Here is a 24056-nt window from a genome sequence, read left to right as displayed (position 1 = left end):
ATTTATAATTTTAAAAGAAATAAAAAATTTTTAGAAAGGAGGAGTAGATGCAATTATTTAAAAGGTTACTAAATTTAATATTGATTTTAGTAATTCTATTTGGGTATACCACTATTAAAACAACTTTTTCACAACAAAGGGATATTGTTCAAATTGGTGTTATTGGCATTATGCCAGAAGATTATATTGGTTCTTTTACACTATTATGGGCAAACACTGTTGAAAGCGATTTTAAATCTGAACTTTCTTTTCCAATGCAAGGAATGAAATTTAAAAAGGGATTACTATATGTTTCAGACACATCATATGGTAGAATACATATTCTTGATAAAAATTTGAAACATATCAAAGTATTTGGAGAACTTGGATTTGGTGATGGAAAACTTCAATATCCTGCTGATTTAGATGTTGATGATAATGGGAATGTTTATGTTGCTGATTTCTTTAATAACTATATTGTAAAATTTTCACCACTTGGAGATGTGTTACTTGTATTTGGCGAAGAAGGAACAGCTGAAGGAAAATTTAACGGACCTTCTGGTATTGCGGTCTCAAAAGATGGAAAAATATTTGTTTCAGATCAATTAAATTCTAGAATTCAAATTTTTACAAACAAAGGAGAGCTTTTAAAAGTAATAAAAGTTGTAGAAATAGAAAATCCAGAAGGTATGTGTTTTGATGAAGAAAACAATTTATGGGTTGTGGATGCTAAAAGTTGCAAAATATTTAAACTTGATCAAAATGGAAATGTGCTCTTCTCTTTTGGTGGAAAAGGCGCAGGAGATACTCAATTTATTTACCCATTTGATATTGAAGTTAAAGGTAATTTCATATATATCGTAGATAGAGGTTTAGGAACACCTTTAAATCCTTGTATTAAAAAATTTGACAAAAATGGTAACTTTATTTTGAAGTTTGGTAAAAGAGGAACAAGAATTCCACTTCAACCAGGTGAGTTTTTAACACCAGCAGGTGTTGCAGTTGATGAAGAAGAAAATGTTTACACATTTGATGCAGGATATTTCTATGGACCAGGAAATCCATTTGGTTGGCCAAGAACAACAAGATTAACAGTTTTTGATAAAAATGGAAACTTTAAAAATAAAATTGATTATGATTATGAATTAGAAGGGAGATTAATAAATCCAATTTCTGCCTCTGTTGACTCTTCTGGAAATATTTGGGTAGCACATTGGGCAAACTTTTCTGACACAGGCGAAATTGCGATATTCAATAGTGAGGGAAAATTTTTGAAAAAAATAAAAGGAATTTCAGATGATAAACCTTTTGCAGCAATTGGTGGCGTTTTATGTGGTAAAAATGAGGTTTATGTTTCATCTGGAATTGAAGGCGCACCAATTTCAGTATTTGATTTACAGGGTAATTTTAAAAAAGTATTAGAAAATTGTAAGGATACAATATTACAACCATATCAGATGGCATTTGATAATAAAGGTAGAATTTGGGTTGTAACAAGAAATTTTATGGTTTATGCAATATCTCCAAATGACGGAACAATTTTAAAAGAATTTCAGATTAAAGGTGAAGCTAATGCTATTGCAGTAGATTCAAATAATAACATCTATGTCGCAACTTTTGATCATTATGTAGATGTTTATGATGAAAATGGTAAATTACTATTAAAAATTGGAAAAGGAGGAGGAAGAGCATTAGAAAAATTCTGGTTTCCTACAGGAGTTGCTGTTGACAAAGAAGGAGTTGTTTATGTAGCAGATACTGAAAATGGAAGAATTCAAATGTTTAAGATTGATGGAACTTTTTTAGGCTCAACACCAAGAGGATATTATGAACTTGCTCATTTATTTATAGGACAGGATGGTATGATTTATGCAGCAGATCTATTTCATAATGTTGTTAGAATTATTTCTCCTTTTGGTGAAAAACTACAAGATTTTGCATTTTCTTTAACTTCTGATTCAATTGAGAAAATTACTAAACCTGGGGTTGAAATAATATTTAATTTAACTATTTCTAATAAAGGTGCAAAAGATGATATTTATGAAATAAATTTAGTATCAAATGTTTATGATTGGAAGGTAATCTATCCAAAAGAATTAAATTTAAACTCAAAAGAAAAAAAGAGTTTCGAATTAAAAGTAACTCCTCCGATAACAGCTAAAATTGGAGAAGAGATGAAAATTGATCTTGAAATTAAATCTAAGGGAGACCCTAATTTAATTAAGATTATTTCATTAAAAGTTGTTCTTGCAACAAGAACTAAAATTTTAGTTAATGGGATAAATGCAGATCTTAACTCATCATTCGATGTTCCAATAATTATTAAAGAAGTTGATAATTTATACGGATTTGGTTTTACTTTAACATATGATAAGGAATATTTAGATTTAGAAGATATAATCGAAGGTGAATTTCTCAAAAAAGATGGTGCCTCGACTTTATTTTTAAAGAATATAAATAAAGATAAAGGGGAAATAATTATAGGAGTTTCAAGAACAGGAAAAGTTCAAGGAATAAGTGGAGAAGGAACAATCATAAAATTTAAATTTAAGGCATTAAAATTAGGAAAGACACAACTTAAATTATCAAATCTTGTCTTAAAAGATCCAGACTTAAATGAAATAAAAGCAAATATAGAAATTGGTGAAATAAATATTAGGAAAATAATATTAAAACTCCAAATTGGCAATAAAATAATGCTTGTAAATGATAAAGAACAAGAAATAGATGTACCACCACAAATCATTGAAGGTAGAACTTTACTTCCAATAAGATGGGTTGCTGAACCACTTGGAGCAAATGTAGGATGGGATGCAAACGAAAAGAAAGTAACTGTTTCATTAAAATTAACCACAATTGAACTATGGATTGGAAAAAATATAGCAAGAGTAAATGGAGTAAATACTCCAATTGATCCGAATAACCCAAAGGTTGTTCCAATGATTATTCAAGGAAGAACAATGCTCCCTGTAAGATTTGTTGCTGAAAATCTTGGATGTAAAGTTGACTGGGATCCAAATACAAAAACAGTGACAATTACTTATCCAAAGGATTAAATTAAGAAAATTTTAAGCCCCTCCATAAAGGAGGGGCTCTTTTTTTATGAAGAGGAAAATTTTAGGAAATCTAGGCGAAGAGATTGCATCAGAATATTTAAAGAATAAAGGGTACAAAATAATTTGTAAAAATTACAGAACTAGATTTGGAGAAATAGATTTAATCTCTGAAAAAGATAACGAAATAATTTTTATTGAAGTTAGAACCAAAAGTTCATCAAATTTACTTTTACCAGAAGAAAGTATAACAAAAAAGAAAATATATAACTATAAAAAATTAGCACTTGAATATCTTTTATCAACACAAAAGAAATATAAGAATATAAAATTTGATTTTATTGGCATTGAATATAAATCAGAAAATAATTTTAAAATAAATCATATTAAGAATTTTATTGATTAAGATTTTGTCAATTCATAAAGAGCAATACCTAATGCAACAGATGAATTTAAACTTTCAGTTTTTCCATATGTTTTAATTTTTATTATATAATCACTTTCTTCCAAAACTTTTTGATTGATACCTTTATCTTCACCACCAGTAATTAAAATAAATGGTTTAGGGGAACTAAACTTATGAAGTTCAATATTTCCTTTCATATCAAGGGAAATAATCCAAAAACCTCTTTTTTTTAACTCTTTTATAGAATTAACAATTCCACTTACTTCAAAAATCTTTAAATGAAAAATTGCACCAGTTGAAGATTTAATTACAGTTGGAGTTATCAGTGAGCCTCTTCTTTTAGGTAAAATAATCCCTTTGGCTCCAAAAATTTCAGCGCTTCTGATAATTGCACCAAGATTATGTGGATCTTCTATATTTAAAGGTAATACATAAAAAGAATCATTACTTATTTCTATTTCATTTATTGAATTTATTTGAATAGGTGAAACATAACCTATAAAATTAACATTTTTTGAAAATTTTTTAAAAAAATCTTTATCTTTAATAGATATTGGAATTCCATATTTTTTTAATGTATTTTCAAGTTCGCTATTTTTATAGCCATATTTAAAAATTACTTTTAGAAGCTTATTTTCTTTAATTGCTTCTAATATTTCGTTTTTGTTAAAAACTATATAATTATCTTTTAAAAACAATTGTTTCTCTTCTTCCATCCCTTATCTCATAACCTAATTGATTCAATTTATCTCTAATTTCATCAGATTTTTTGAACTCTTTATTCTCTCTTAATTTTTTTCTTTCATCTATTATTTTTTTTATTAACTCATTTTCTTCTAAATTTTCGTCATCTAGTGTATAAAAATTGAATTGTTTCAATATTTTTATCAATTCTTCCTTTAAATTTTCAACAACTTTATACGAAATTTTAATTCCGAGAATATTTAACATTTTATCTAATGTTTCTTTTAAAAGTTTATATTCTCCTTTTATTTCATTGGAATTAAATTTATTAATTAATTTAAATATTGTACCAATTGCTCCTTGAGTATTAAAATCATCATCCATAAATTCTATAAACTCGTTAAAAGTAGAATTAATTATATTTTTAGAATATTCGTCTTCCAAATCTTTTTCTTTTTCAAAATTTTGTACAATTGAATAAAATTCTCTTATCTTATAATATTCATTTCTTGTTTTCTCCATTTTTTCTTCAGAATAGTCAATTGGTGAATGATAATCAGATGATAAAAGAAACATTCTTAGAACTTCTGGCTCATACTTTTTTAAAATATCCTCTATTGTTAAGATATTTCCAAGTGATTTAGACATTTTTTCCTTATTAATTGTAATTAATCCATTATGTAACCAGTATCTAACAACAGGCTTATCTCCTTTCCATGCTTCTCCTTGTGCAATTTCGTTTTCATGATGTGGAAAAATTAGATCTATGCCTCCCCCATGTATATCAAAACTAAAATCAAGATATTTAATTGACATTACAGAACATTCAATATGCCATCCAGGTCTACCTTTTCCCCATGGTGAATTCCATGAAATCTCATTTTCTTTTGCCTTTTTCCATAAGGCAAAATCAAGAGGATTTCTTTTTGTTTCATCTACTTCAATTCTTACGCCTTTAAGTAATTCTTCAATTTTTCTATTTGATAGTTTTCCATATTCTTTAAATTTATTAACTTCAAAATAAACACCAGTATCTGTTTCATAAGCATATCCTTTATCCTGAAGGTCTTTTACCATTTTTATAATATCATCTATGTGCTCAGTAACTCTCGGATATATATTGCCTTCAGTGTCTATATTTAATAATTCAATATATTTTTCATACATATTAATAAATGTTTCTGCAATTTCTTTTGGAGAAAGCCCCCAATCTAAACTTCTTTTGATTATTTTATCATCTATATCAGTATAATTTTGAACATATTTCACATTATAACCTTTGAATTTTAAATATCTTTTTATTGTATCGTAAATAACAAGTGGTCTTGCATGACCAATATGTGGATAATTATCAGGAGTTAATCCACAAACATACATATAAACTTTATTTTTCTCTCTTGTTATGAATTCTTCTTTTGTTCTTGATATAGTATTATAAACTTTTATCATAAAATAGTTAATACCTCCTCAATTCTATTTAGTGTTTTATCTTTACCAAGAAGATAAATATAAATATAAATTTCTGGTCCTTGATCTTGATGAGTTATAAGTACTCTTAATGGATGATAAAGGTCTTTTCCTTTGAGAGAAAGCTTTTTCCCTATATCTTTGATCAAATTTAAAATATTATTTTCATTCCATTTTTCAAATTTTTCAATAGCATCATAAAACTCTAGAATTAAATTCTTATTTTCTCTTAAATAAGAAATTTTCTCATCTGATAATTTTTCAGGTTCAAATATTTCTTTTACTAACTTTTTTATATCACTAAGAACAAATATATGATCTCTCATAAGTCTTAAAAATTCTTTATACCAATCATCATTTTTAATCTCTAAATCACTATCTTTATAAAAATCTTTAATTCTTTTCAAAAGTTCATCTATAGATAACATCTCAATATATTTATGATTCATCCATCTTATTTTTGAAGGAGAAAATATGGCATTACTTTTTGAAAGGTTCTCAATACTAAACTCATCTATTAATTCTTGAAGAGAGAATATTTCTTTTTCTTTTGTCTTAGGCGAAAATCCAAGTAGTGCCATATAGTTTACGAGAGCTTCAGGTAGATAACCTTCATTTTTATAATCTCTTAACGAAACAGAGCCATGTCTTTTTGAAAGTTTGGTATGATCTTCACCGAGTATCATTGGTAAGTGAACGAATTTTGGTAATGGGAAATTTAGTGCTTTATAGAGCAAAATTTGTCTTGGTGTGTTTCCATGAAGATGATCTTCTCCTCGAATTACATAATTGATCTTCATTAATGCATCATCAATAACAACAGCAAAATTATATGTTGGCATACCATCTGAACGCAAAATCACAAAATCATCTAAATTTTCAATTGGAAAAGTAAGTCTTCCTCTCAATTCATCTTCTACAACAACTTCCCCATCTAATGGTGTTTTAAATCTTACAACTGGACTAGAATTATCTTTTAATTTTTTTTCTATTTCATCTTTATTTAAATTTCTGCACCTTCTTGAATATTTAGGCATAAGACCTTTTTTAAGCATATCTTCCCTATCTCTCTCAATATCCTCTTCGCTACAAAAACATAAGTATGCTTTACCTTCCTCCAAAAGTTTATCTATATAAAATTTATAAATTTCTAATCTTTCTGATTGTCTATATGGTCCAAAAGGACCACCTATATCTGGGCCCTCATCCCAGTTTAAGTTTAACCATTTTAAACCCTCAATTATATCATCTTCATATTCTTTTTTGGATCTCTCCTTATCAGTATCTTCTATTCTTAAAATAAATTTTCCATTGTTTTTTCTTGCGAAAAGAAAATTAAAAAGAGCTGTTCTTACATTTCCTATATGCATAAAACCAGTTGGTGATGGAGGAAATCTAACTCTAATCATAATACCTCCTTTAAAAATCTTTTATTTATTATACAATAAAAATGATGTTAAAGATGTTACCTGATATATTTACATTTTTGAGAATTTTAAGTGGATTATTTATTATATATCTTGGTGTTTTTGATATATTTAATTTTCATCTTTATTTTTACTCTATTTTATTTGGATGGACAACTGATATTTTAGATGGATTTCTAGCTAGAATATTTAATATAGAAGGTAAACTTGGTAAATTTGATTTTCAAATTGATCTATTTTTTGAATGGTCATTTTTCTTTTATTTGTTTAAAGCAAATTATATTAATGAAAAAATATTTATCATATATAACATTATCTTTGTATTTATATTAATTTTCTATTACAATAAAACTTTTCTAATGACACTACAAGCGCCTGTTACCTTTTCTCCCTTCATAATTGCAATAATTTATTATGAAGATTTAAGGGTTATAATTTTAATATGGATTCTAATAAATCTTATACTATTCCATAAAAGATTTTTTAAAGTTATTAAAGAGTACATAGAGGGTATACCAAATCATGAGGTTAAAAATAGTGAAACTTTATTTAAAAATAAGCATAAAAAGTAAAATATTTACATAAATTAATTTTTTAATATAATAAACTTTAGGAGAGATGGCTGAGTGGCCGAAGGCACCCGCCTGGAAAGCGGGTAGGTGGGTTAAAACCCGCCTCGCGGGTTCGAATCCCGCTCTCTCCGCCACTATTTTAAAAGAAATTAACAATCATATAAATAATTTAGGGGCAGTGGCTCAGAGGGAGAGCGCATCCTTCGCAAGGATGAGGTCGCGGGTTCAAATCCCGTCTGCTCCACCAATTTTCTTTATTTCATCAATTAAATTTTTAATTAATTTAACTTTTTTAATATATGATTCAACTCTTTCTTTTTGTTCATTATCCTGTATGATATATTGATAATTATCTGGAAAATAATTTTTGATATCTTCATCTGAAACATTTAAATCTTTTGAAAGTAAACTTAAAATAATATCAAGTTTTATCTGATTTTCTGAGCTTTTATCAAAACTACTTTTCAAATCTTCCAAAGTTTCATTTCTGGCCTTAAGAAATTCTTCAAGAGTTAAACCGCTTTTCAATAAGTCTTCTTTAAAATGTTCTATTTTATGATTTGTCTCATCGTCAATATATGTTTTAGGAACATAAAAGTCGTTTAATTCAATTAATTTATTATTTATAAAAGATTCAAGAAATTCATCATTAAACCTTTCTCTTATAATATTATTTTTAACTTTTTCTTTAAATTCTTCGAAATTAGATACTTCAAAATCCTTAAAAAACTTTTCATCTAATTCAGGATATTTAGGAGTTTTTATCTCTATAATTTCAATAATCATTTTACTACCTTGAATATCAATCTCTTTTTTATCACCAATTCTCATTCCATAAATATAATCTTCGATCAAATTTTTATGTTCACCAACAATAAAGGAAATTTCTTTATCTTCATTGGTATCTTGAAATTTATATTTTAATATTACATAGTCTCCTTTTTCAATTAAACCTTCTTTGGGAATAAATTCTTTCATTTCCTCTTTTATAATATTAATTCTTTTTTCAATTTCTTCCTCTGTTACATTTTTTAATTCATCAATAATTTCTTTTAAATTTATAGTTTTAATATCAGGTATTAAATAGGTTGTTAGAAAAAAAACTGGATTTTCTATTTTAAAATCACTAAAATTTATATCTACTGATGGAAATAAATTTTTAATATCATTAAATATTTTTTCAAGAGCTTTATCTCTTAATCTTTTTTTAATCTCATCAAGAATAATATCTTCTCCTATAATATTCTTAATTAGATTATGTGGTGCTTTACCAGGTCTAAAACCAGGAATTTTTACTTTATTTGAATAATAATTTAATATATTTCTATATTCATTTTCTATTTCCTCTCTCTCAAATGATACCTCATAATTAACTTTGTTCTTTTCCGAGTTTTTAATTGTAATGTTCAAATTATCCTCCTTTTCCTAATAAAACTTTATTATACCAATTAATTAATTTTTCAACTTTATTACCATATTGTATTATTGATTCATTTTCATATTTTAAATTTTCCTTTAAATTAGCAAGTTCAATGTTTGTTTTATATTTTAAATACCTTTCTTTAATAACATCTTTAAATTTCTCATATCCTTCAATTCTATCTAATATTTTAAAAATATAAAAACCTTTTATAGTTATAATTGGTTTTGAAATTTCGCCAATTTTTAAATTAAAAATAACTTCATTTACTGGTCCTATATATTTAAATACATCAAAATATTCTGTTATTCCATTGTTTTCTTTTTCATCAGAATATTCTTGTACAACTTTTTCAAATGGTACTCCTCTTAAAATCTTGGTGTAAGCTTCATTGATTTTCTTTTCTTTTTCTGAATAATCAGGATCTCCTTTATTTGAACTAATGTATATTACTTGAGCTTTTAATTTTATAAATTCTATTTTATTATCATTATAATATTTTAAAAGTTCTTCTTCTTTTAATTTTTTAGATATTTCATTCATTATTTCATTTTCAATCATAGAAACATAAAATTTTCTAATCTTATCATTTTCTGTATATTCATCAAAACCCTCTATTTTTTGAGGTGCGGAATACCCTTTTTCAATTGCATATTTCATAACAAGAGAATCTTCAATAATTTCTTCGAGAATTTGTTTTCTTATTGTAAGATATCTATCTTGAAATGCAGATGAGTATATATTTTCTAAACCAAGATTCAATAATACTCTATTTTCAAGATCTTCATATGTTATAATATCATTACCAACTCTAGCGGCAATTTGTGATTCTTTTCGCCACCAATTAATAAATTTAAAATATCCTATTATAAAAATAATTAGTATAACAATAAAAAAAATAAGAAATTTTAATATTTTCTTTTTTTTATTCTTTATATCAAATCTCTTTTTCATCTATATTGGTGCGAAGGGCGGGACTCGAACCCGCATGGGCTATTGCCCACTGGATCCTAAGTCCAGTGCGTCTACCAATTCCGCCACCCTCGCGTAATTTGGTGGGTCGTACAGGACTCGAACCTGTAACACCCTGATTAAGAGTCAGGTGCTCTACCATTTGAGCTAACGACCCACCTCATAATAATCATGACTTACTTATGGTGCGCCTAGCAGGAATCGAACCTGCAACCTGCGGATTAGGACTCCGCTGCTCTATCCTATTGAGCTATAGGCGCTAATGGGGTGGACGACGAGACTCGAACTCGCAACCATCGGATCCACAGTCCGACGCTCTAACCAATTGAGCTACGTCCACCATGGTGCGCCCAGCAGGATTCGAACCTGCGACCTACGGATTAGAAGTCCGTTGCTCTATCCTACTGAGCTATGGGCGCGAAATGGTCGGGGCGAGAGGATTCGAACCTCCAACCTCATGTACCCAAAACATGCGCGCTAGCCAAATTGCGCCACGCCCCGACATCAAATTAAAAGTATATTAGAATTTTTAAAAAATTCAAGAGGTTTATTTGATAATAAGAGATAAAATAAATGCAATTATTAGAGATGGTAAAAAATTTGATAATTTTATCTTTTTTAATCCTAGTAAATTTAATCCTATACCAATTATCAAAACTCCACCAACTCCTGTAATCATATTTATAGTATGTTCTGTAAACAGTTCTTTAATTAACGTTGATAAAACAGTTATACCCCCTTGATATATCAATATAGGAAATACAGAAAACATTACACCTATTCCTAAAGTTGAAGATAAAGCAATTGAAGTTACCCCATCTAAAATAGATTTTGTATATAAAATTGTAGCATCACCTGTTAAACCTTCATTAATTGAACCAATTATTGCCATAGAACCTACACAAAAAACAAGAGTTGAAGTTATAAATCCTTCAGTAAATGGAGAGTCTGATTTTATTTTAGTTTTAATCTTATCACCAATTGCATTTAAAAATTCTTCAATTTTTATTAGTTCGCCTATAATTCCACCTAAAAGAATCGAGAATACCATTATTATTATGTTATCTGTTTTTAATGAGAGCATAATTCCAAGAGTCAATGATGAAAGCCCTACACCATCAAATGCAATTTTTTTAATTCTTTCTGGAAATTTACTACCAATTAAAATTCCAAGAATACTCCCTAAGATTACAGTAAAAATATTAAAAAGTGTACCCTTCATTTTTTAAAATTAAAAGGGAGAGTTTTAAACACTCTCCCTTTCTTCAACTAATTCCTTCTTTTCAATAATTTTTATACCATCATACTCTGAAAAACCAGTTCCAACAGGTATCATACTTCCTACAATAATTGCTTCTTTTAGTCCTTCTAATGTATCTATCTTTCCACTGATTGCTGCTTCAGCAAGTACTTTAGTAGTTTCTTGGAAAGAAGATGCTGATAAGAAAGAATCTGCAGAAAGAGCTGCTTTGGTTAATCTTAGTAATAAAATTTTATAGGTTGCAGGATTTTTACTTTCTGCTTTAGCAACTCTATTTTCTTCTTCAACTTCACTTCTTTCAACTTCTTGACCAGGATAAAATTTAGTATCCCCTGGATTAATTATTATGGCTTTTCTTGTTAATTCTCTTAATATTATTTCTATGTGTTTGTCATTTATTGTAACACCTTGACTTTTATAAACTTTCTGGATTTCCTGTAATAGATATTGTTCTGTTTCTCTTAAACCTTTAATTTGGAAAATTTTATGAGGATCAAGAGGTCCTTCTGTTAATCTATCACCCACATTAACATAATCTCCATTTTGAACTCTTAATGTCTTACCATAGGGAACTATGTAGATAGTTTCTCTTCCAATTAATTTTTTAATTAACTCTTCTTTTTCTAAATTTAAAATATCTTTAACCTTTTCTATTTTAGCTTCAGTTAAAACTTCTAATGTTTCTCTATCTAAATCTAGATCTGTTATTGTTAAATTTGAGTCAACTGACATTAAATTATTTAATTTTTCAATTAATTTTTCATAAATATTAACAGCTATTTCTCTTGTTCTTGGTGTTATTATAATTTTTCTTGCATCCTCTTCATCTCTAACTGTTACATATCCTGTAACTTCTGAAATTATTGCACTTCCTTTTGGTTTTCTTACTTCAAACAATTCTTCAACTCTGGGTAAACCAGAAGTGATATCTTTAGCTGCAATTCCACCAGTATGGAAAGTTCTTAATGTTAATTGAGTTCCTGGTTCACCGATTGATTGAGATGCAATAATTCCTACTGCTTCACCTAAATTTACAAGTTTTCCGGTTGAAAGATCTCTTCCATAACATTTAGCACAAACTCCATTTGGTGAAGAACATGTAAGAACTGATCTTATTTTGACTTTCTTAATACCATATTCTTTAATTTTGTTTACTGCAACTTCATCAATTTCTTCTCCTCTTTTAACGATTAACTCTCTTTTAGATGGTATCTTAATTAATATCTCTTTAATATTGTTATCAATTAGTTTCTTTAATAATTCAGTTGTTATTTTTTCGCCTTCTCTTGCAATTATATTTAGTTTTTCGTCTACAATATCTTTTGCTATAAATCCTTCTTCTGGTTTTTCAGTTTCAATATTATATTTCACAATCTTTTCACTCGGTGAATAAATATCTTCTGCTGCATATCTTCCAAGAATCCTCTCTTCGAGAGTTTCAATAATTCTTTGACCTTCTTTTATCTCTTCAACTTCAATTCCATCTGTAAAATTCCTTACCCAAACAATTTCAATATTTTTATTTTCAATTTCAAGAGCTTTATCTCTTGTTATTTCCTCATTTTCATGAACAATTATCTCTCCAGTATTTGGATCAATAACATCTTTTGCTGCAACTTTTCCTACAATTTGTCTGTATAAACTCTTTATAACCTTTTCACCTATAACTATTGGTTTAACAGGAACAACTTCACAATCCTCATATTTTACAAAAACCTTATGGGCAACATCAGCAAGTCTTCTTGTTAAATACCCTGCATCAGAAGTTTTTAAAGCTGTATCGGCTAAACCTTTTCTTGCTCCATGTGTTGATATAAAGTATTCAAGAACAGACAAACCTTCTTTTAAATTTGATTTAATTGGAAACTCAATAATTCTACCAGATGGATCAGACATAAGCCCTCTCATTCCAACCATTTGTAAAATTTGCTCTGGTTTTCCTCTTGCACCTGAAATTGCCATAAGGAGTAAGAAATTGAATGGATTGTAGGTATCAAATATTTCATTAACAAGTTCTTCTCCTGCTTTCAACCAAACATCAATTGTTTTTTTATACCTTTCATTTTCAGACATTAAACCTTTTTCATAAAATTCTCTTAATTTTTTCTCTTTTTCTTCTGCTTGTTTAATTATTTCGTCTCTTCTTTTGGGTATAACCATATCATCCATTCCAATTGTTAATCCTGAAAGAGTAACAATTTCAAAACCAAGTTTTTGAACTTCATCTAAAAGTTTTGCTGTTTTTTCAAATCCATATTTTTTAAATACTTGGAAGAAAAGATCGTTTACTGTTTTTTGATCTATTACCCTATCAAAAAATTCAAAGTTTTCATCTTCAAGTGTTTCTTTAACCAGATTATTGAATATGACTCTACCAACAGTTGTATTATTTATCCATCTTTTATTCCAATAAAAATCAATGATAGTATGGTATGTTACTTTTCCTTCATCTAATGCTGCGTTGAGATCTTCTATTGTATAAAACTTTAAACCTTCTCCTTTTTCACCTTTTTTCTCTTTCGTTAAATAATAACAACCAGCAACTACATCTTGTACAGGTAGAGTTATTGGTTTACCATGTGCAGGAGAGATAATGTTATATTTCGATAAAAGTAAATATTTTGCTTCAGTTTGTGCAGCAATAGATAGAGGAAGATGAACTGCCATTTGATCACCATCAAAATCTGCATTATATGGGGGACAAACCAAAGGAGAAATATGAATTGCTTCACCATCTACAAGGACAGGTTTAAATGATTGAATGCTCATTCTATGAAGCGTTGGTGCTCTATTTAAAAGTACGACATAATCTTTTACTGTATCAGCAAGTACTTTCCATACAGGACTATTTTGATCTTTAACAGCTTGTTCAATCATCCATTTTGCGCTTCTTAAGTTTAGTGCTATACCTGTCTCTTCAAGGTTGTGCATTAAGAATGGTTTAAAGAGTTCAAGTGCCATATTTCTTGGTAAACCACATTCATCAAGTTTTAATTTTGGTCCTACAACTATTACACTTCTACCAGAATAATCAACCCTTTTTCCTAAAAGATTCTGTCTAAATCTTCCTTGTTTACCTCTTAAAATATCAGATAATGAATGAAGAGGTCTATTATGTGAACCAATAATTGGATGTATTTTATGAGTATTATCAAGTAATGCATCTACTGCTTCCTGAAGCATTCTCTTTTCGTTCTGTAACATTATTTCTGGAGCATTAACATCGATTAACTTTTTTAACCTATTGTTTCTATTAATGACTCTTCTATATAAATCATTTAAGTCAACAGATGCAAATCTTCCACCATCAAGAGGCAAAAGAGGTCGTAAATCAGGAGGTATAACGGGAAGAACTGTTAAAACCATATATTCGGGCTTATTTCCAGATTTCAAAAATGCTTCTACATAATCAAGTCTTTTCATTGCTGAAGTCTTTTTCTGCTTAGTTGAAGATCTCTTTATCTCTTCCATTAACTCTTCTCTTAAACTTTCAAGGTCAATGGATTTTAATAACTCTAAAATTGCATCTGAACCTCTTTTTGCTATAAAGTTATATCCCCTCTCTTTATATTCTCTATACTCTTCTTCATTAATTACTTGTTTATATTTTAAAGGAGAATTTCCTGGATCTAAAACAACATAAGAAGCATAATAAACTATTTTTTCTACATCATTCTTTGACATATCAAGTAATACTGGAATTATATTTGTTGATCTGAAATACCAAATATGAACTACTGGAGAAGCAAGTGTGATATGTCCAAATCTTTCTCTTCTAACTTTTGACGTAGTAACCTCAACTCCACATCTTTCACAGACAAGGCCTCTATATCTAACACCTTTAAGTTTTCCACAATGGCATTCATAATCTTTTACTGGACCAAAAATCCTTTCACAAAAAAGTCCTTCCATTTCTGGTCTAAAATTTCTGTAATTAATAGTTTCTGCTTTTTTTACTTCACCATGAGACCAGGATAATATATCTTCAGGTGATGCTAATGATATTTCAATTGCATCAAATTTCTTTTGAATCAAATATATTCACCTCCTATTGTTTTTCTAACTCTTCTTTCCTTTTCTTTATAATTTCTTCTGCTAACTTTTGAGGAACTTCATCATATTTATAAAATTTTGCAGTAAAATATCCTCTGCCTTGAGTTATTGAAGCAAGATCTAATCCATAAGTTAACATTTCTGATTCAGGAACCAATGCTTTTACAATTGAAATTCCTTTATCAGAATCCATGCCCAGTATTTTTCCTCTTCTTGTGTTTAAATCAGATATTACATCTCCTAAAAAGTTTTCAGGAACTTTAATTTCAACTTCTAATATAGGTTCTAAAAGAATAGGGTTAGCATCAACAAAAGCTTTTTTGAAAGCCATTGAAGCAGCAATTTTAAAAGCGAGTTCAGAGGAGTCTACTGGGTGATATGAACCATCATATAGTATCACTTGAACATCAACTACTGGATAGCCTGCTATTATTCCCTCTTTCATTGTTTCTCTTATACCTTTTTCAACTGCAGGTATGTATTGTTTTGGAATAGCTCCACCGAATATTTTGTCTACAAATTCAAACTCTTTTCCTCTTTCAAGAGGATTAATTTCTATAAAACAATGCCCATATTGACCGTGTCCACCAGTCTGTTTTTTGTATTTGCCTTCAGCTTTTGCAGTTCCTTTTATTGTTTCTTTATAAGCGATTTCAGGTTTCTTTAAATTAACTTCAACTCCAAATTTTCTTGAAATTCTTTCAAGTATAACCTGAATATGGGTTGCTCCAGTACCTCTAATTATTAACTGTTTAGTTATATCATTTCTCTCTACAATAAAGGTTGGATCTTCCTCTGCCATTTTAAAAAGTGCAGATGTTAATCTATCTTCATCTTCTTTTCTCTTTGGTTCAACAGCATATGAAATAATAGGGTATGGTATTTCAAAATAATTATATTTTACATTAAAACCTGGTTGAGTTAATGTATCTCCTGTTGAAGTAACATTTAATTTAGTTATAATTCCAATATCACCTGCTCTAATTTCTTGAGCTTTTTCTTGATTTTTACCTATAATAAATCCTATTGAAGATACTCTTTCTTCTTGATCTTTATTCACATTATATACTTTAGAATCAGGAATAATTTTACCAGTTATTACTTTTATATAATTTATTCTTCCAACAAATGGGTCAATTATTGTTTTAAAAACAAGACCTGAAAATGGAAGATTCTCATCAAAATTTCTAACAACAGCCTCATTTGTTTTAACATCAAAACCAAACCTCTTTTCATTTAGATATGGCTCTGGGAATTCATTAATTATAAAGTCAAGTATTTCTTCAGTACCAATATCATTAATACTTGATGATAAAAGTATTGGAAATAGGGTTCTACTTTTTACCCCTAAGAGAAGACCTCTCACCAAATCCTTTTCCTGTAAAGTTCCTTCGCTTAAATATTTATTTAAAAATTCTTCATCAACTTCAGCAATTTTTTCAATTAATTCATTCTTATATGTTTCAAAATCATTTTTTAATTCTTGAGGTATTTCAATTTCTTTGTATGTTCCATTATCAAAAATTTTACCTTTTTGAGTAATTATATTAATGTATCCTTTAAAATTTAAACCTTCACCTATTGGAATCATAATTGGAACTGCATCATTACCAAAAAATTTTTTGATACTAACAACTGCCTCTTTAAAATTAGCATTTTCTCTATCCATTCTACTTACAACAAAAGCAGTTGGTAAATTTTCCTCTTTTACAAATTCCCATACTCTTTCAGTTCCAACTTCTACATGGGAAGTAGCATCAACAAGAATCAGACTTGCCTCAGAAACAAGTAGCGCACCTTTAACTTCTGATAAAAATTCAACATAACCAGGTGTATCTAGTATGTTTATTTTATAACCTTTCCAATTAATAGGAATAACTGATGTTGATAAACTTATATGTCTTTTTATCTCTTCAGGTTCAAAATCTGAAACAGTATTCCCTTTGTCAACACTTCCTTTTTTTTGTATAAATTTTGAAAGATAAAGCATTGATTCAACTAAAGAAGTTTTTCCTGCGCCACTATGGGCAACTAATGAAACATTTCTTATTTTAGATCTTTCAACCATCATTGACTCACCTCTTTCTTTTTATTTTTTCTTTTCCTGGTTGGTAGGAAAAATTTAACTTCTTTTTTTTCTTCTTTCTTTTCAAAATCAGGTATTGTCTTTATATTAATACCTAAGCCTCTTAGTTCTCTTACTAAAACTTTAAATGATTCAGGTATTCCAACTTCTTCAATATCTTTACCTTTAACTATGCTTTCATATGCTTTTCTTCTTCCTTCAATATCATCAGATTTTACAGTTAACATCTCTTGAAGCAAATTCGCTGCACCATATGCCTCAAGAGCCCAAACTTCCATCTCTCCTAATCTCTGACCACCAAATTGAGATTTACCACCAAGAGGTTGTTGAGTTACAAGCGAATAAGTTCCTGTTGATCTTGCGTGAACTTTATCAAGAACAAGATGGTTGAGTTTCATTATATATGCATATCCAACAAGGGCTTTTGTTTTAAATGGTTCACCAGTATATCCATCATATAATGTTTCTTTACTATAAATATCTAAACCAACTTTCTTTAACCATTCTTGAACTTCTTCTTCTGTTGGAGATGAAAAAATTGGAATCTCAACTCTTAATCCTAATTTATATGCAGCATATCCTAACATAGTTTCGAGTGTCTGTCCAATATTCATCCTTGATGGAACAGATAGTGGTGATAAAACTAAATCAATTGGTGTTCCATCTTCTCTAAAAGGCATATCTTCTTCAGGAAGTATTGCAGCTACAACTCCTTTGTTTCCATGTCTTCCAGCCATTTTATCTCCAACCATTATCTTTCTCTTTTGAGCAACTAAGACTTTAACAAGTTTTTCAATTCCTACTGGCAGTTCATCTCCTTTTTCCTTTGAATAAACTTTAGTTAAAATTACGGTTCCAAATTCACCAGGTGGAAGTCTTAAAGAATTATCAACAACATCTTTTCCTTTTTCACCAAACATTGCTCTCCAAATTTTAGATTCTGGAGATGTATCTACTTCAGCTTTTGGAGCAAGTTTACCTACAAGAATATCACCAGGTTTAACTTCTGCTCCTATTCTTACAATACCTTCCTCAGTGAGATTTCTTAGTTCAGATTCATCAACATTAGGTATATCTTTTGTTAAAATTTCTGGTCCTGCTTTTGTTTCTCTTACTGTAGTAATATATTCTTTTATATGGATTGATGTATAAACATCATCCTTTACTAATCTTTCACTAATCAATATAGCATCTTGATAATTATAACCTCTCCATGGAAGATAAGCTATAAGAAGATTTCTTCCTAAAGATAAAATGCCATCTTTTATTGCTTGACCATCGGCTATTACATCACCCTTTTTAACATAATCACCTTTTTTTACAATTGGTCTTGAATTTATACATGTATCTTGATTGGATCTAGCGAATTTCTTTAATTCATAAATCCTTTCTTCTTTTTTATTTTTTATTACTATTTTATCTCCAGATACTTCTTTTACATTTCCATCAATTTCTGAAATAACAATACTTGGATCATGCCTTGAAACAATTTTTTCCATTCCAGTACCAACAATTGGTGGTTCAGGAAAAAGAAGAGGAACTGCCTGTCTTTGCATATTGCAACCCATAAGAGCTCTGTTTGCATCATCATGTTCTAAAAATGGAATTAATGATGCTGATACAGAAAAAACTTGAAGCGGTGAAATTTCCATGAATTGAATTTTTTCTAATGGAATTTTTTCAATAACTTCACCTTTATATCTTCCTGTTGCATAACCATCATTTAAAATATTTCCCTTATTATCCTTTAATAGCTCTCCTTTTTTATTAACTGGAGTATTTGCCTGTGCAATATAATAATTTTCTTCCTCAAGTGCTTCAAGATATACAATCTCATCTGTTAATTTACCATTTATTACTTTTCTATATGGAGTTGTTATAAATCCATACTCGTTTATTCTTGCATAAACTGTTAATGAATTGATTAGACCGATATTTTGACCTTCTGGTGTTTCTATCGGGCAAATCCTTCCATAATGAGATGAATGTATGTCTCTTACTTCAAGTCCAGCAGTTTCACGAGTTAATCCCCCTGGCCCCATAGAAGAGAGTCTTCTTTTATGTGTTAAAGATGAAAGAGGATTCGTTTGCTCCATAAATTGTGAGAGTTGTCCAGTTCCAAAGAAACTTTGTAGTGATGCTGTAATCGGCTTTGAATTAACAAGATGTTGTGCTGTAAACATATCTTCAGAGTAGGTGCTTATTCTACCTTTCATAACTTTTACCATTCTTAAAAGTCCATATCTCATGTTGACTTCCATTAATTCACCTACTCCTCTTACATATCTATTACCAAGATGGTCTATATCATCTAATTTTTCAAATCCATTTTTAATTTTAATTGCATGCTTTATAATTGCGACTATATCATCAAATGTAACAATATTGTCTTTAAGGTTTAATCCAAATTTTTGATTTATTTTATGCCTTCCAACATCAGAAAGATAATTTCTTTTTGTATCAAAAAATGTTACATAAATTAAATTTTTAGCTGACTCTAAAAGAACTCTTTCTCCAGGTCTTAATTTTCTATAAATATCTAATATGGCATCTTCTTGTGTTTTATTATTATCTTTTTCAAGTGTTTTTTTAATAATTATATCAACAACATCTTTATAAATCTCTAAATTATTTATGCCTAAATCGTATAGTGTAGAAATTTTTTCTTTTGTTACTTCTTCTCCATCATAATAAACTATCTCTCCAGTAGCTGGGTCATAAATATTTTCTGCTAATGTACATGGGAGATTTTTTTCAAGCTCAGAAATATTTACTTTTATTTTTCTTTTTTCTCTAAATAGATCCATTATCTCTTCATCGCTCAATTCTTTAAAAACTCTTAATATAGTTGGAAAGTAAAGCTTTCTTGAGCCTTTATTTAATCTAATAACTAAAGTATTTGTAGATTCAACTTCAAATATAAACCATGTACCTCTTTCTGGTATTAATCTTGCTTCAAAAATAACTCTTCCTGAATGAGCAGATGATGGTTTTGTGAAATAAACACCTGGTGCTCTAATCAATTGTGATACAACTGTTCTTTCAGCACCATTAAAAACAAAAGATCCGTGAGGAGTTATATAAGGAATCTCTCCCAAAAAAACATCTTGTTCTTTTATTTCTCCTGTTCTTTTGTTTGTTATTCTAACTTTTGCTTTTAAAGTTCCTGCATATGTTAATTTTCTTTCTTTACATTCATCAACTGAAAGTTCAGGAGGAAATACTTTTGGATCAAAAAATTCAACCATAGCTTTTGGTGTATCAACTGGTGATATTTCATCAAGTAATTTTGGTATTTTTTTATTAATAAAATTATAAAATGAATCTTTTTGAAATTGTAATAAATCAGGTATTTCAAAATTAGAAAAAATAAATTTATTGAAGTTAATAACTTCTTTTATCTCCATAATTTCTCCAATTTAATATAAAAGAACCCCGAAAAATTTCGGGGTTCAAATTATTTAATTTCCACTGTTGCGCCAACAGCGGAGAGTTTGTTTTTAAGATCCTCTGCCTCTTCTTTACTTAACCCTTTCTTTATAACTTGAGGTGTAGTTGAAACTAGGTCATTTGCTTCTTTTAGTGAAACATTTAATGCTTCTCTTAGAACTTTAATAACTTGTATTTTTGCTTGACCTACACTAGTTAAAACTACATCAAATGTTGTTTTTTCAACTTCTTGTGCTGCTGCTTGTTGCTGCGCTTGAGGCATTCCTGCCATAGGAACTGCCATAGGCATTCCAGAGACACCAAATTTTTCTTCGAGTGCTTTAACAAATTCAACAAGTTCAACTACACTCATTTTTTCAATTGCTTCTAAAAGTTCCTCTTTTGTCATTGTTAATTCCTCCTTTATTCTTTTTTACTTTTTATCTCATTTAAGGCATTTATAAGCCTTATTATTGGAGATTTAAGAGTTAATGAAATTCTCATCAATGGAGATTTTAGTGAATAAACTAATTTTCCATATACTTCATTAATTGATGAAATAGTTGAAAGAGAGTTAATGTCATCTTTTGATAATATTGTTCTCCCAAAAATTCCTCCCTTAATATCGAAATTTTTTCTATGGGTTCTTAAATATTCATTTACACTTTTTAATATCTGAAATGGATCTTCATATGCAAATACAACTGCTGTAGTTCCTGTAAAAATAGAATCATTAAGTTTTATATCTTTTTTCTCTAAAACTTTTTTCAGTAAAGTGTTTTTATATACTTTTAATTCACCTTTTTTAGATCTTATATCTCTTCTTAAAGGTAAAATTTCAGAAACAGGTAGTTCATTAAAAGTAGTAAAAACTATAATTTTTGTCTCATCAATTTTTTTCTCTATTTCATTTAAGAGTTCAAGTTTCTTTTCTTTTGTTATCATCTCTTATCCTCCTAAAAATTAAAAAGTCCTTCCACCGAAGGACAAGAAAATCTTTTTAGTTTTCCCTGCCTCGGTGGGCGATAAACATTAAGCCAAAAGGCACCCACTATCTTAGGCTTACTTTCCAATTAAATTTAAAACTTTAAGAGTATCTAATTTAATAGAAGGGCCCATTGTAGTAGTTATATAAATAGATTTAATATATTGGCCCTTCACAGATGGAGGTCTTGCTTTTAATATAGCATCAATTAAAGCAATAAAATTTTCTTTAAGTTTATCTTCCTCAAAACTTACTTTACCAATTACAGAATGAATATTTCCAAGTTTATCAGTTTTAAATTCAATTTTTCCCATTTTAATCTCTTTTATAACTCTTCCAATATCTTGTGTTACAGTTCCTGCTTTTGCATTTGGCATTAAACCTCTTGGTCCTAAAACTTTTCCAAGTTTTGAAATTGCAGGCATCATGTCAGGAGTTGCCACAACTGCATCAAACTCGAACCATCCATTTAAAACTTTTTCTATTATTTCTTGGTCACCTATATAATCTGCTCCTGCTTCTTCTGCTTCTTTAATCTTATCACCTCTAACAAATGCAAGAACTCTTTTTGTTTTTCCTATACCATGTGGTAAAAGAACAGAACCTCTAACAGTTTGATCTGTTTGTTTTGGATCAATATTTAATTTAATATGAACCTCTACACTTTCATCAAATTTTGCAGTTCCTAATTCTTTAATAAGTTTAAATGCTTCGTTTGGATCATAAGTTTTACCTTTTTCAATTTTTGAAAGAAGCGCCTCATATCTCTTACTCATTCTATATCACCTACCTTTCTACTTCAACTCCCATACTTCTTGCTGTGCCTTCAACAATTCTCATTGCTGCTTCAATATCATCTGTATTCAGATCTTTTAATTTTTTTTCTGCAATTTCTCTAATCTGTTTTTTAGTTAATCTTCCAACTTTATTTTTATTTGGTTCTCCTGAACCTTTTTCAATTTTTAATGTTCTTTTTATAAGTTCTGAAACAGGAGGAGTTTTAATTTCAAATGTAAAACTTTTATCTTTATAAACTGTTATTATAACAGGTAAAATAATTCCATCTTGATCTTTAGTTTTCTGATTGAATTCATTACAAAATTGCATAATATTAATTCCTTTTTGACCTAGAGCTGGACCTATTGGTGGTGCTGGAGTTGCTTTGCCAGCAGGTATTTGAAGTTTTATTATTGCCTCAACCTCTTTTGCCATATATAAACCTCCTTATATTTTTTCTAAGTGTATAAAATCAATCTCAACTGGTATATCTCTACCAAATATTGAGAGTCTAACTTTTGCTTTTTCTTTTTCTTCATAAATTTCTTCAACTTTTCCAATCATTTGGTCAAAAGGTCCTCCTATAACTCTAACTGTATCACCAATTGAAAAGGTCAGTTGAGCTTTTGCTTCTTCAATTCCAATTCTATTCATTATAACTCTAACTTCATCTTCTGTAAGTGGGGTTGGTTTTCCCCCACCTCCAACAAAACCAAGTACTCCTGGAGTATTTCTTACAACATACCATGTATCATCATCCATTATCATTTCGACAAGAACATAACCTGGATAAACCTTTTCAGGAACAATTTGTCTCTTGCCATCTTTTAACTTAACTTTCCAATCTACAGGTACTTCAACTCTAAATATTCTATCATGCATATTGTGAGCATCAATACTTTGTTCAAGGTTTTTTTTAACCTTTTCTTCCATACCTGAATAAGTATGAACAATATACCATCTTTTTTGTTTTTTTTCTTTTTCTTCTACGATATCTTCTTTTTTCATATTAAACTATATTGAAGTAATAAAACTTAGAAATTCCGCAAATACTATATCAAAAATTCCAATTAATATAGCCCAGAATATTATAAAAATCAAAATAGTTACAAAAGAATTTAACAACCTATCTCTAGAAGGCCAAGTAGTTCTTGTTATAAATTCAACCCTTACTTCTTTTAAAAAATTTTTAATTCTTTGAATAATACTTTTTTTCTCACTCATGATAAAAATGGCAGGCCCGGAGGGACTTGAACCCCCAACAACCGGTTTTGGAGACCGGTGCTCTGCCAGTTGAGCTACGGGCCTATTTCACCTCCCTATGAAGAGTATGTTTTTTACACCATGGACAATACTTTTTTAATTCTAATCTATTAGGATCATTATTTTTATTTTTTGTTGTTGTATAATTTCTTCTTTTACATTCAGTGCATTCAAGAGATATAATTATTCTCATTCTTTCACCTACTCAATAAGTTTTGAAAC

19 protein-coding genes, 9 tRNA genes and 1 other annotated feature are annotated in these 24056 nt (G+C 28.9%); of the genes, 5 read left to right on the top strand and 23 right to left on the bottom strand.

Translation table 11 applies throughout. From position 1 onward, the window contains the following. Nucleotides 1-47: 47 nt before the first annotated feature. Nucleotides 48-3035 carry a stalk domain-containing protein gene (locus tag N3D74_03445; protein MCX8095220.1) on the top strand — a complete coding sequence of 996 codons (2988 nt, stop codon included), beginning with the start codon at nt 48-50 and terminating at the stop codon, nt 3033-3035. Nucleotides 3036-3081: 46 nt separating this feature from the next. Beyond that, a complete protein-coding gene (locus N3D74_03440; protein MCX8095219.1) occupies nt 3082-3438 on the top strand; it encodes a YraN family protein in 357 nt (118 codons plus the stop codon). Here the strand turns inward: N3D74_03440 and rlmB are convergent. The 3 genes from rlmB to gltX are packed head-to-tail and all read right to left on the bottom strand — an operon-like array spanning nt 3435 to nt 6998. After that, nucleotides 3435-4154: a 23S rRNA (guanosine(2251)-2'-O)-methyltransferase RlmB gene (rlmB, locus tag N3D74_03435; GenBank protein MCX8095218.1), complete on the bottom strand. Its 720-nt coding sequence runs from the start codon at nt 4152-4154 to the stop codon at nt 3435-3437. The genes N3D74_03440 and rlmB overlap by 4 nt on opposite strands. Further along, entirely contained in the window at nt 4120-5571 is a 1452-nt protein-coding gene (gene cysS / locus N3D74_03430; GenBank protein MCX8095217.1) for a cysteine--tRNA ligase, read from the bottom strand. The genes rlmB and cysS overlap by 35 nt, the downstream gene beginning before the upstream one ends. Continuing rightward, nucleotides 5568-6998: a glutamate--tRNA ligase gene (gltX, locus tag N3D74_03425; protein ID MCX8095216.1), complete on the bottom strand. Its 1431-nt coding sequence runs from the start codon at nt 6996-6998 to the stop codon at nt 5568-5570. Before gltX ends, cysS begins: the two co-directional genes overlap by 4 nt. Nucleotides 6999-7051: 53 nt before the next feature. Between gltX and N3D74_03420 the strand changes: the two genes are divergently transcribed. The 3 genes from N3D74_03420 to N3D74_03410 all read left to right on the top strand — a co-directional run bounded on the left by N3D74_03420 (nt 7052) and on the right by N3D74_03410 (nt 7835). Continuing rightward, complete coding sequence (locus N3D74_03420) at nt 7052-7588, top strand: CDP-alcohol phosphatidyltransferase family protein (GenBank protein ID MCX8095215.1); 537 nt, start codon at nt 7052-7054, stop codon at nt 7586-7588. A 40-nt stretch (nt 7589-7628) separates the two neighbouring features. Then, nucleotides 7629-7722: transfer RNA gene (locus N3D74_03415), tRNA-Ser, on the top strand. 38 nt (nt 7723-7760) lie between these two features. Then, a tRNA-Ala gene (locus N3D74_03410) sits at nt 7761-7835 on the top strand. Here N3D74_03410 and N3D74_03405 read toward each other — a convergent pair. From N3D74_03405 to rpmG, 20 genes are all read right to left on the bottom strand, one after another. Continuing rightward, a complete protein-coding gene (locus N3D74_03405; GenBank protein MCX8095214.1) occupies nt 7814-8998 on the bottom strand; it encodes a trigger factor in 1185 nt (394 codons plus the stop codon). The two genes, N3D74_03410 and N3D74_03405, sit on opposite strands and share 22 nt — an antisense overlap. Nucleotide 8999: 1 nt before the next feature. After that, a complete protein-coding gene (locus N3D74_03400; GenBank protein MCX8095213.1) occupies nt 9000-9962 on the bottom strand; it encodes a peptidylprolyl isomerase in 963 nt (320 codons plus the stop codon). A gap of 6 nt (nt 9963-9968) precedes the next feature. After that, nucleotides 9969-10055, bottom strand: a tRNA-Leu gene (locus N3D74_03395). A 6-nt stretch (nt 10056-10061) separates the two neighbouring features. Then, nucleotides 10062-10137: transfer RNA gene (locus N3D74_03390), tRNA-Lys, on the bottom strand. A 26-nt stretch (nt 10138-10163) separates the two neighbouring features. Continuing rightward, nucleotides 10164-10240, bottom strand: a tRNA-Arg gene (locus N3D74_03385). Between the two features lie 3 nt (nt 10241-10243). Continuing rightward, nucleotides 10244-10320 (bottom strand) — tRNA-His (locus N3D74_03380). A gap of 2 nt (nt 10321-10322) precedes the next feature. Further along, a tRNA-Arg gene (locus N3D74_03375) sits at nt 10323-10399 on the bottom strand. Nucleotides 10400-10403: 4 nt separating this feature from the next. Next, nucleotides 10404-10481, bottom strand: a tRNA-Pro gene (locus tag N3D74_03370). Between the two features lie 46 nt (nt 10482-10527). After that, the gene (locus N3D74_03365; protein ID MCX8095212.1) at nt 10528-11202 is read right to left on the bottom strand and encodes a DUF554 domain-containing protein; all 675 of its coding nucleotides are present in this window, start codon (nt 11200-11202) and stop codon (nt 10528-10530) included. A 24-nt stretch (nt 11203-11226) separates the two neighbouring features. Further along, nucleotides 11227-15276, bottom strand: a complete 4050-nt coding sequence (rpoC, locus tag N3D74_03360) for a DNA-directed RNA polymerase subunit beta' (GenBank protein MCX8095211.1) — start codon at nt 15274-15276, stop codon at nt 11227-11229. A 13-nt stretch (nt 15277-15289) separates the two neighbouring features. After that, the gene (gene fusA, locus N3D74_03355) at nt 15290-17365 is read right to left on the bottom strand and encodes an elongation factor G (GenBank protein MCX8095210.1); all 2076 of its coding nucleotides are present in this window, start codon (nt 17363-17365) and stop codon (nt 15290-15292) included. Further along, nucleotides 17362-20787, bottom strand: a complete 3426-nt coding sequence (locus tag N3D74_03350) for a DNA-directed RNA polymerase subunit beta (protein MCX8095209.1) — start codon at nt 20785-20787, stop codon at nt 17362-17364. Before N3D74_03350 ends, fusA begins: the two co-directional genes overlap by 4 nt. A 50-nt stretch (nt 20788-20837) precedes the next feature. Beyond that, nucleotides 20838-21218, bottom strand: a complete 381-nt coding sequence (rplL, locus tag N3D74_03345) for a 50S ribosomal protein L7/L12 (GenBank protein MCX8095208.1) — start codon at nt 21216-21218, stop codon at nt 20838-20840. A 14-nt stretch (nt 21219-21232) separates the two neighbouring features. Then, on the bottom strand, nt 21233-21754 hold the full coding sequence (gene rplJ, locus N3D74_03340) for a 50S ribosomal protein L10 (protein MCX8095207.1): 522 nt from the start codon (nt 21752-21754) through the stop codon (nt 21233-21235). Nucleotides 21755-21764: 10 nt separating this feature from the next. Next, nucleotides 21765-21888 (bottom strand) — a sequence feature (ribosomal protein L10 leader region). Further along, on the bottom strand, nt 21872-22570 hold the full coding sequence (gene rplA, locus N3D74_03335; protein MCX8095206.1) for a 50S ribosomal protein L1: 699 nt from the start codon (nt 22568-22570) through the stop codon (nt 21872-21874). (Overlaps the previous feature by 17 nt.) 10 nt (nt 22571-22580) lie before the next feature. After that, nucleotides 22581-23006 (bottom strand): 50S ribosomal protein L11, encoded by a 426-nt coding sequence (rplK, locus tag N3D74_03330; protein MCX8095205.1) that lies wholly within the window; start codon nt 23004-23006, stop codon nt 22581-22583. Nucleotides 23007-23018: 12 nt separating this feature from the next. After that, a complete protein-coding gene (nusG, locus tag N3D74_03325; GenBank protein MCX8095204.1) occupies nt 23019-23579 on the bottom strand; it encodes a transcription termination/antitermination protein NusG in 561 nt (186 codons plus the stop codon). Nucleotides 23580-23585: 6 nt separating this feature from the next. Further along, nucleotides 23586-23795, bottom strand: coding sequence for a preprotein translocase subunit SecE (gene secE, locus N3D74_03320; protein ID MCX8095203.1), 210 nt, complete (start codon nt 23793-23795; stop codon nt 23586-23588). 8 nt (nt 23796-23803) lie between these two features. Further along, nucleotides 23804-23879 (bottom strand) — tRNA-Trp (locus N3D74_03315). Beyond that, a complete protein-coding gene (gene rpmG, locus N3D74_03310; GenBank protein MCX8095202.1) occupies nt 23878-24027 on the bottom strand; it encodes a 50S ribosomal protein L33 in 150 nt (49 codons plus the stop codon). The genes N3D74_03315 and rpmG overlap by 2 nt, the downstream gene beginning before the upstream one ends. Nucleotides 24028-24056: the final 29 nt, after the last annotated feature.

It is taken from the genome of Caldisericia bacterium, assembly GCA_026414995.1.
Taxonomy (GTDB): Bacteria; Caldisericota; Caldisericia; order B22-G15; family B22-G15; genus JAAYUH01.
This window is presented reverse-complemented; position numbering and strand designations above follow the sequence as displayed.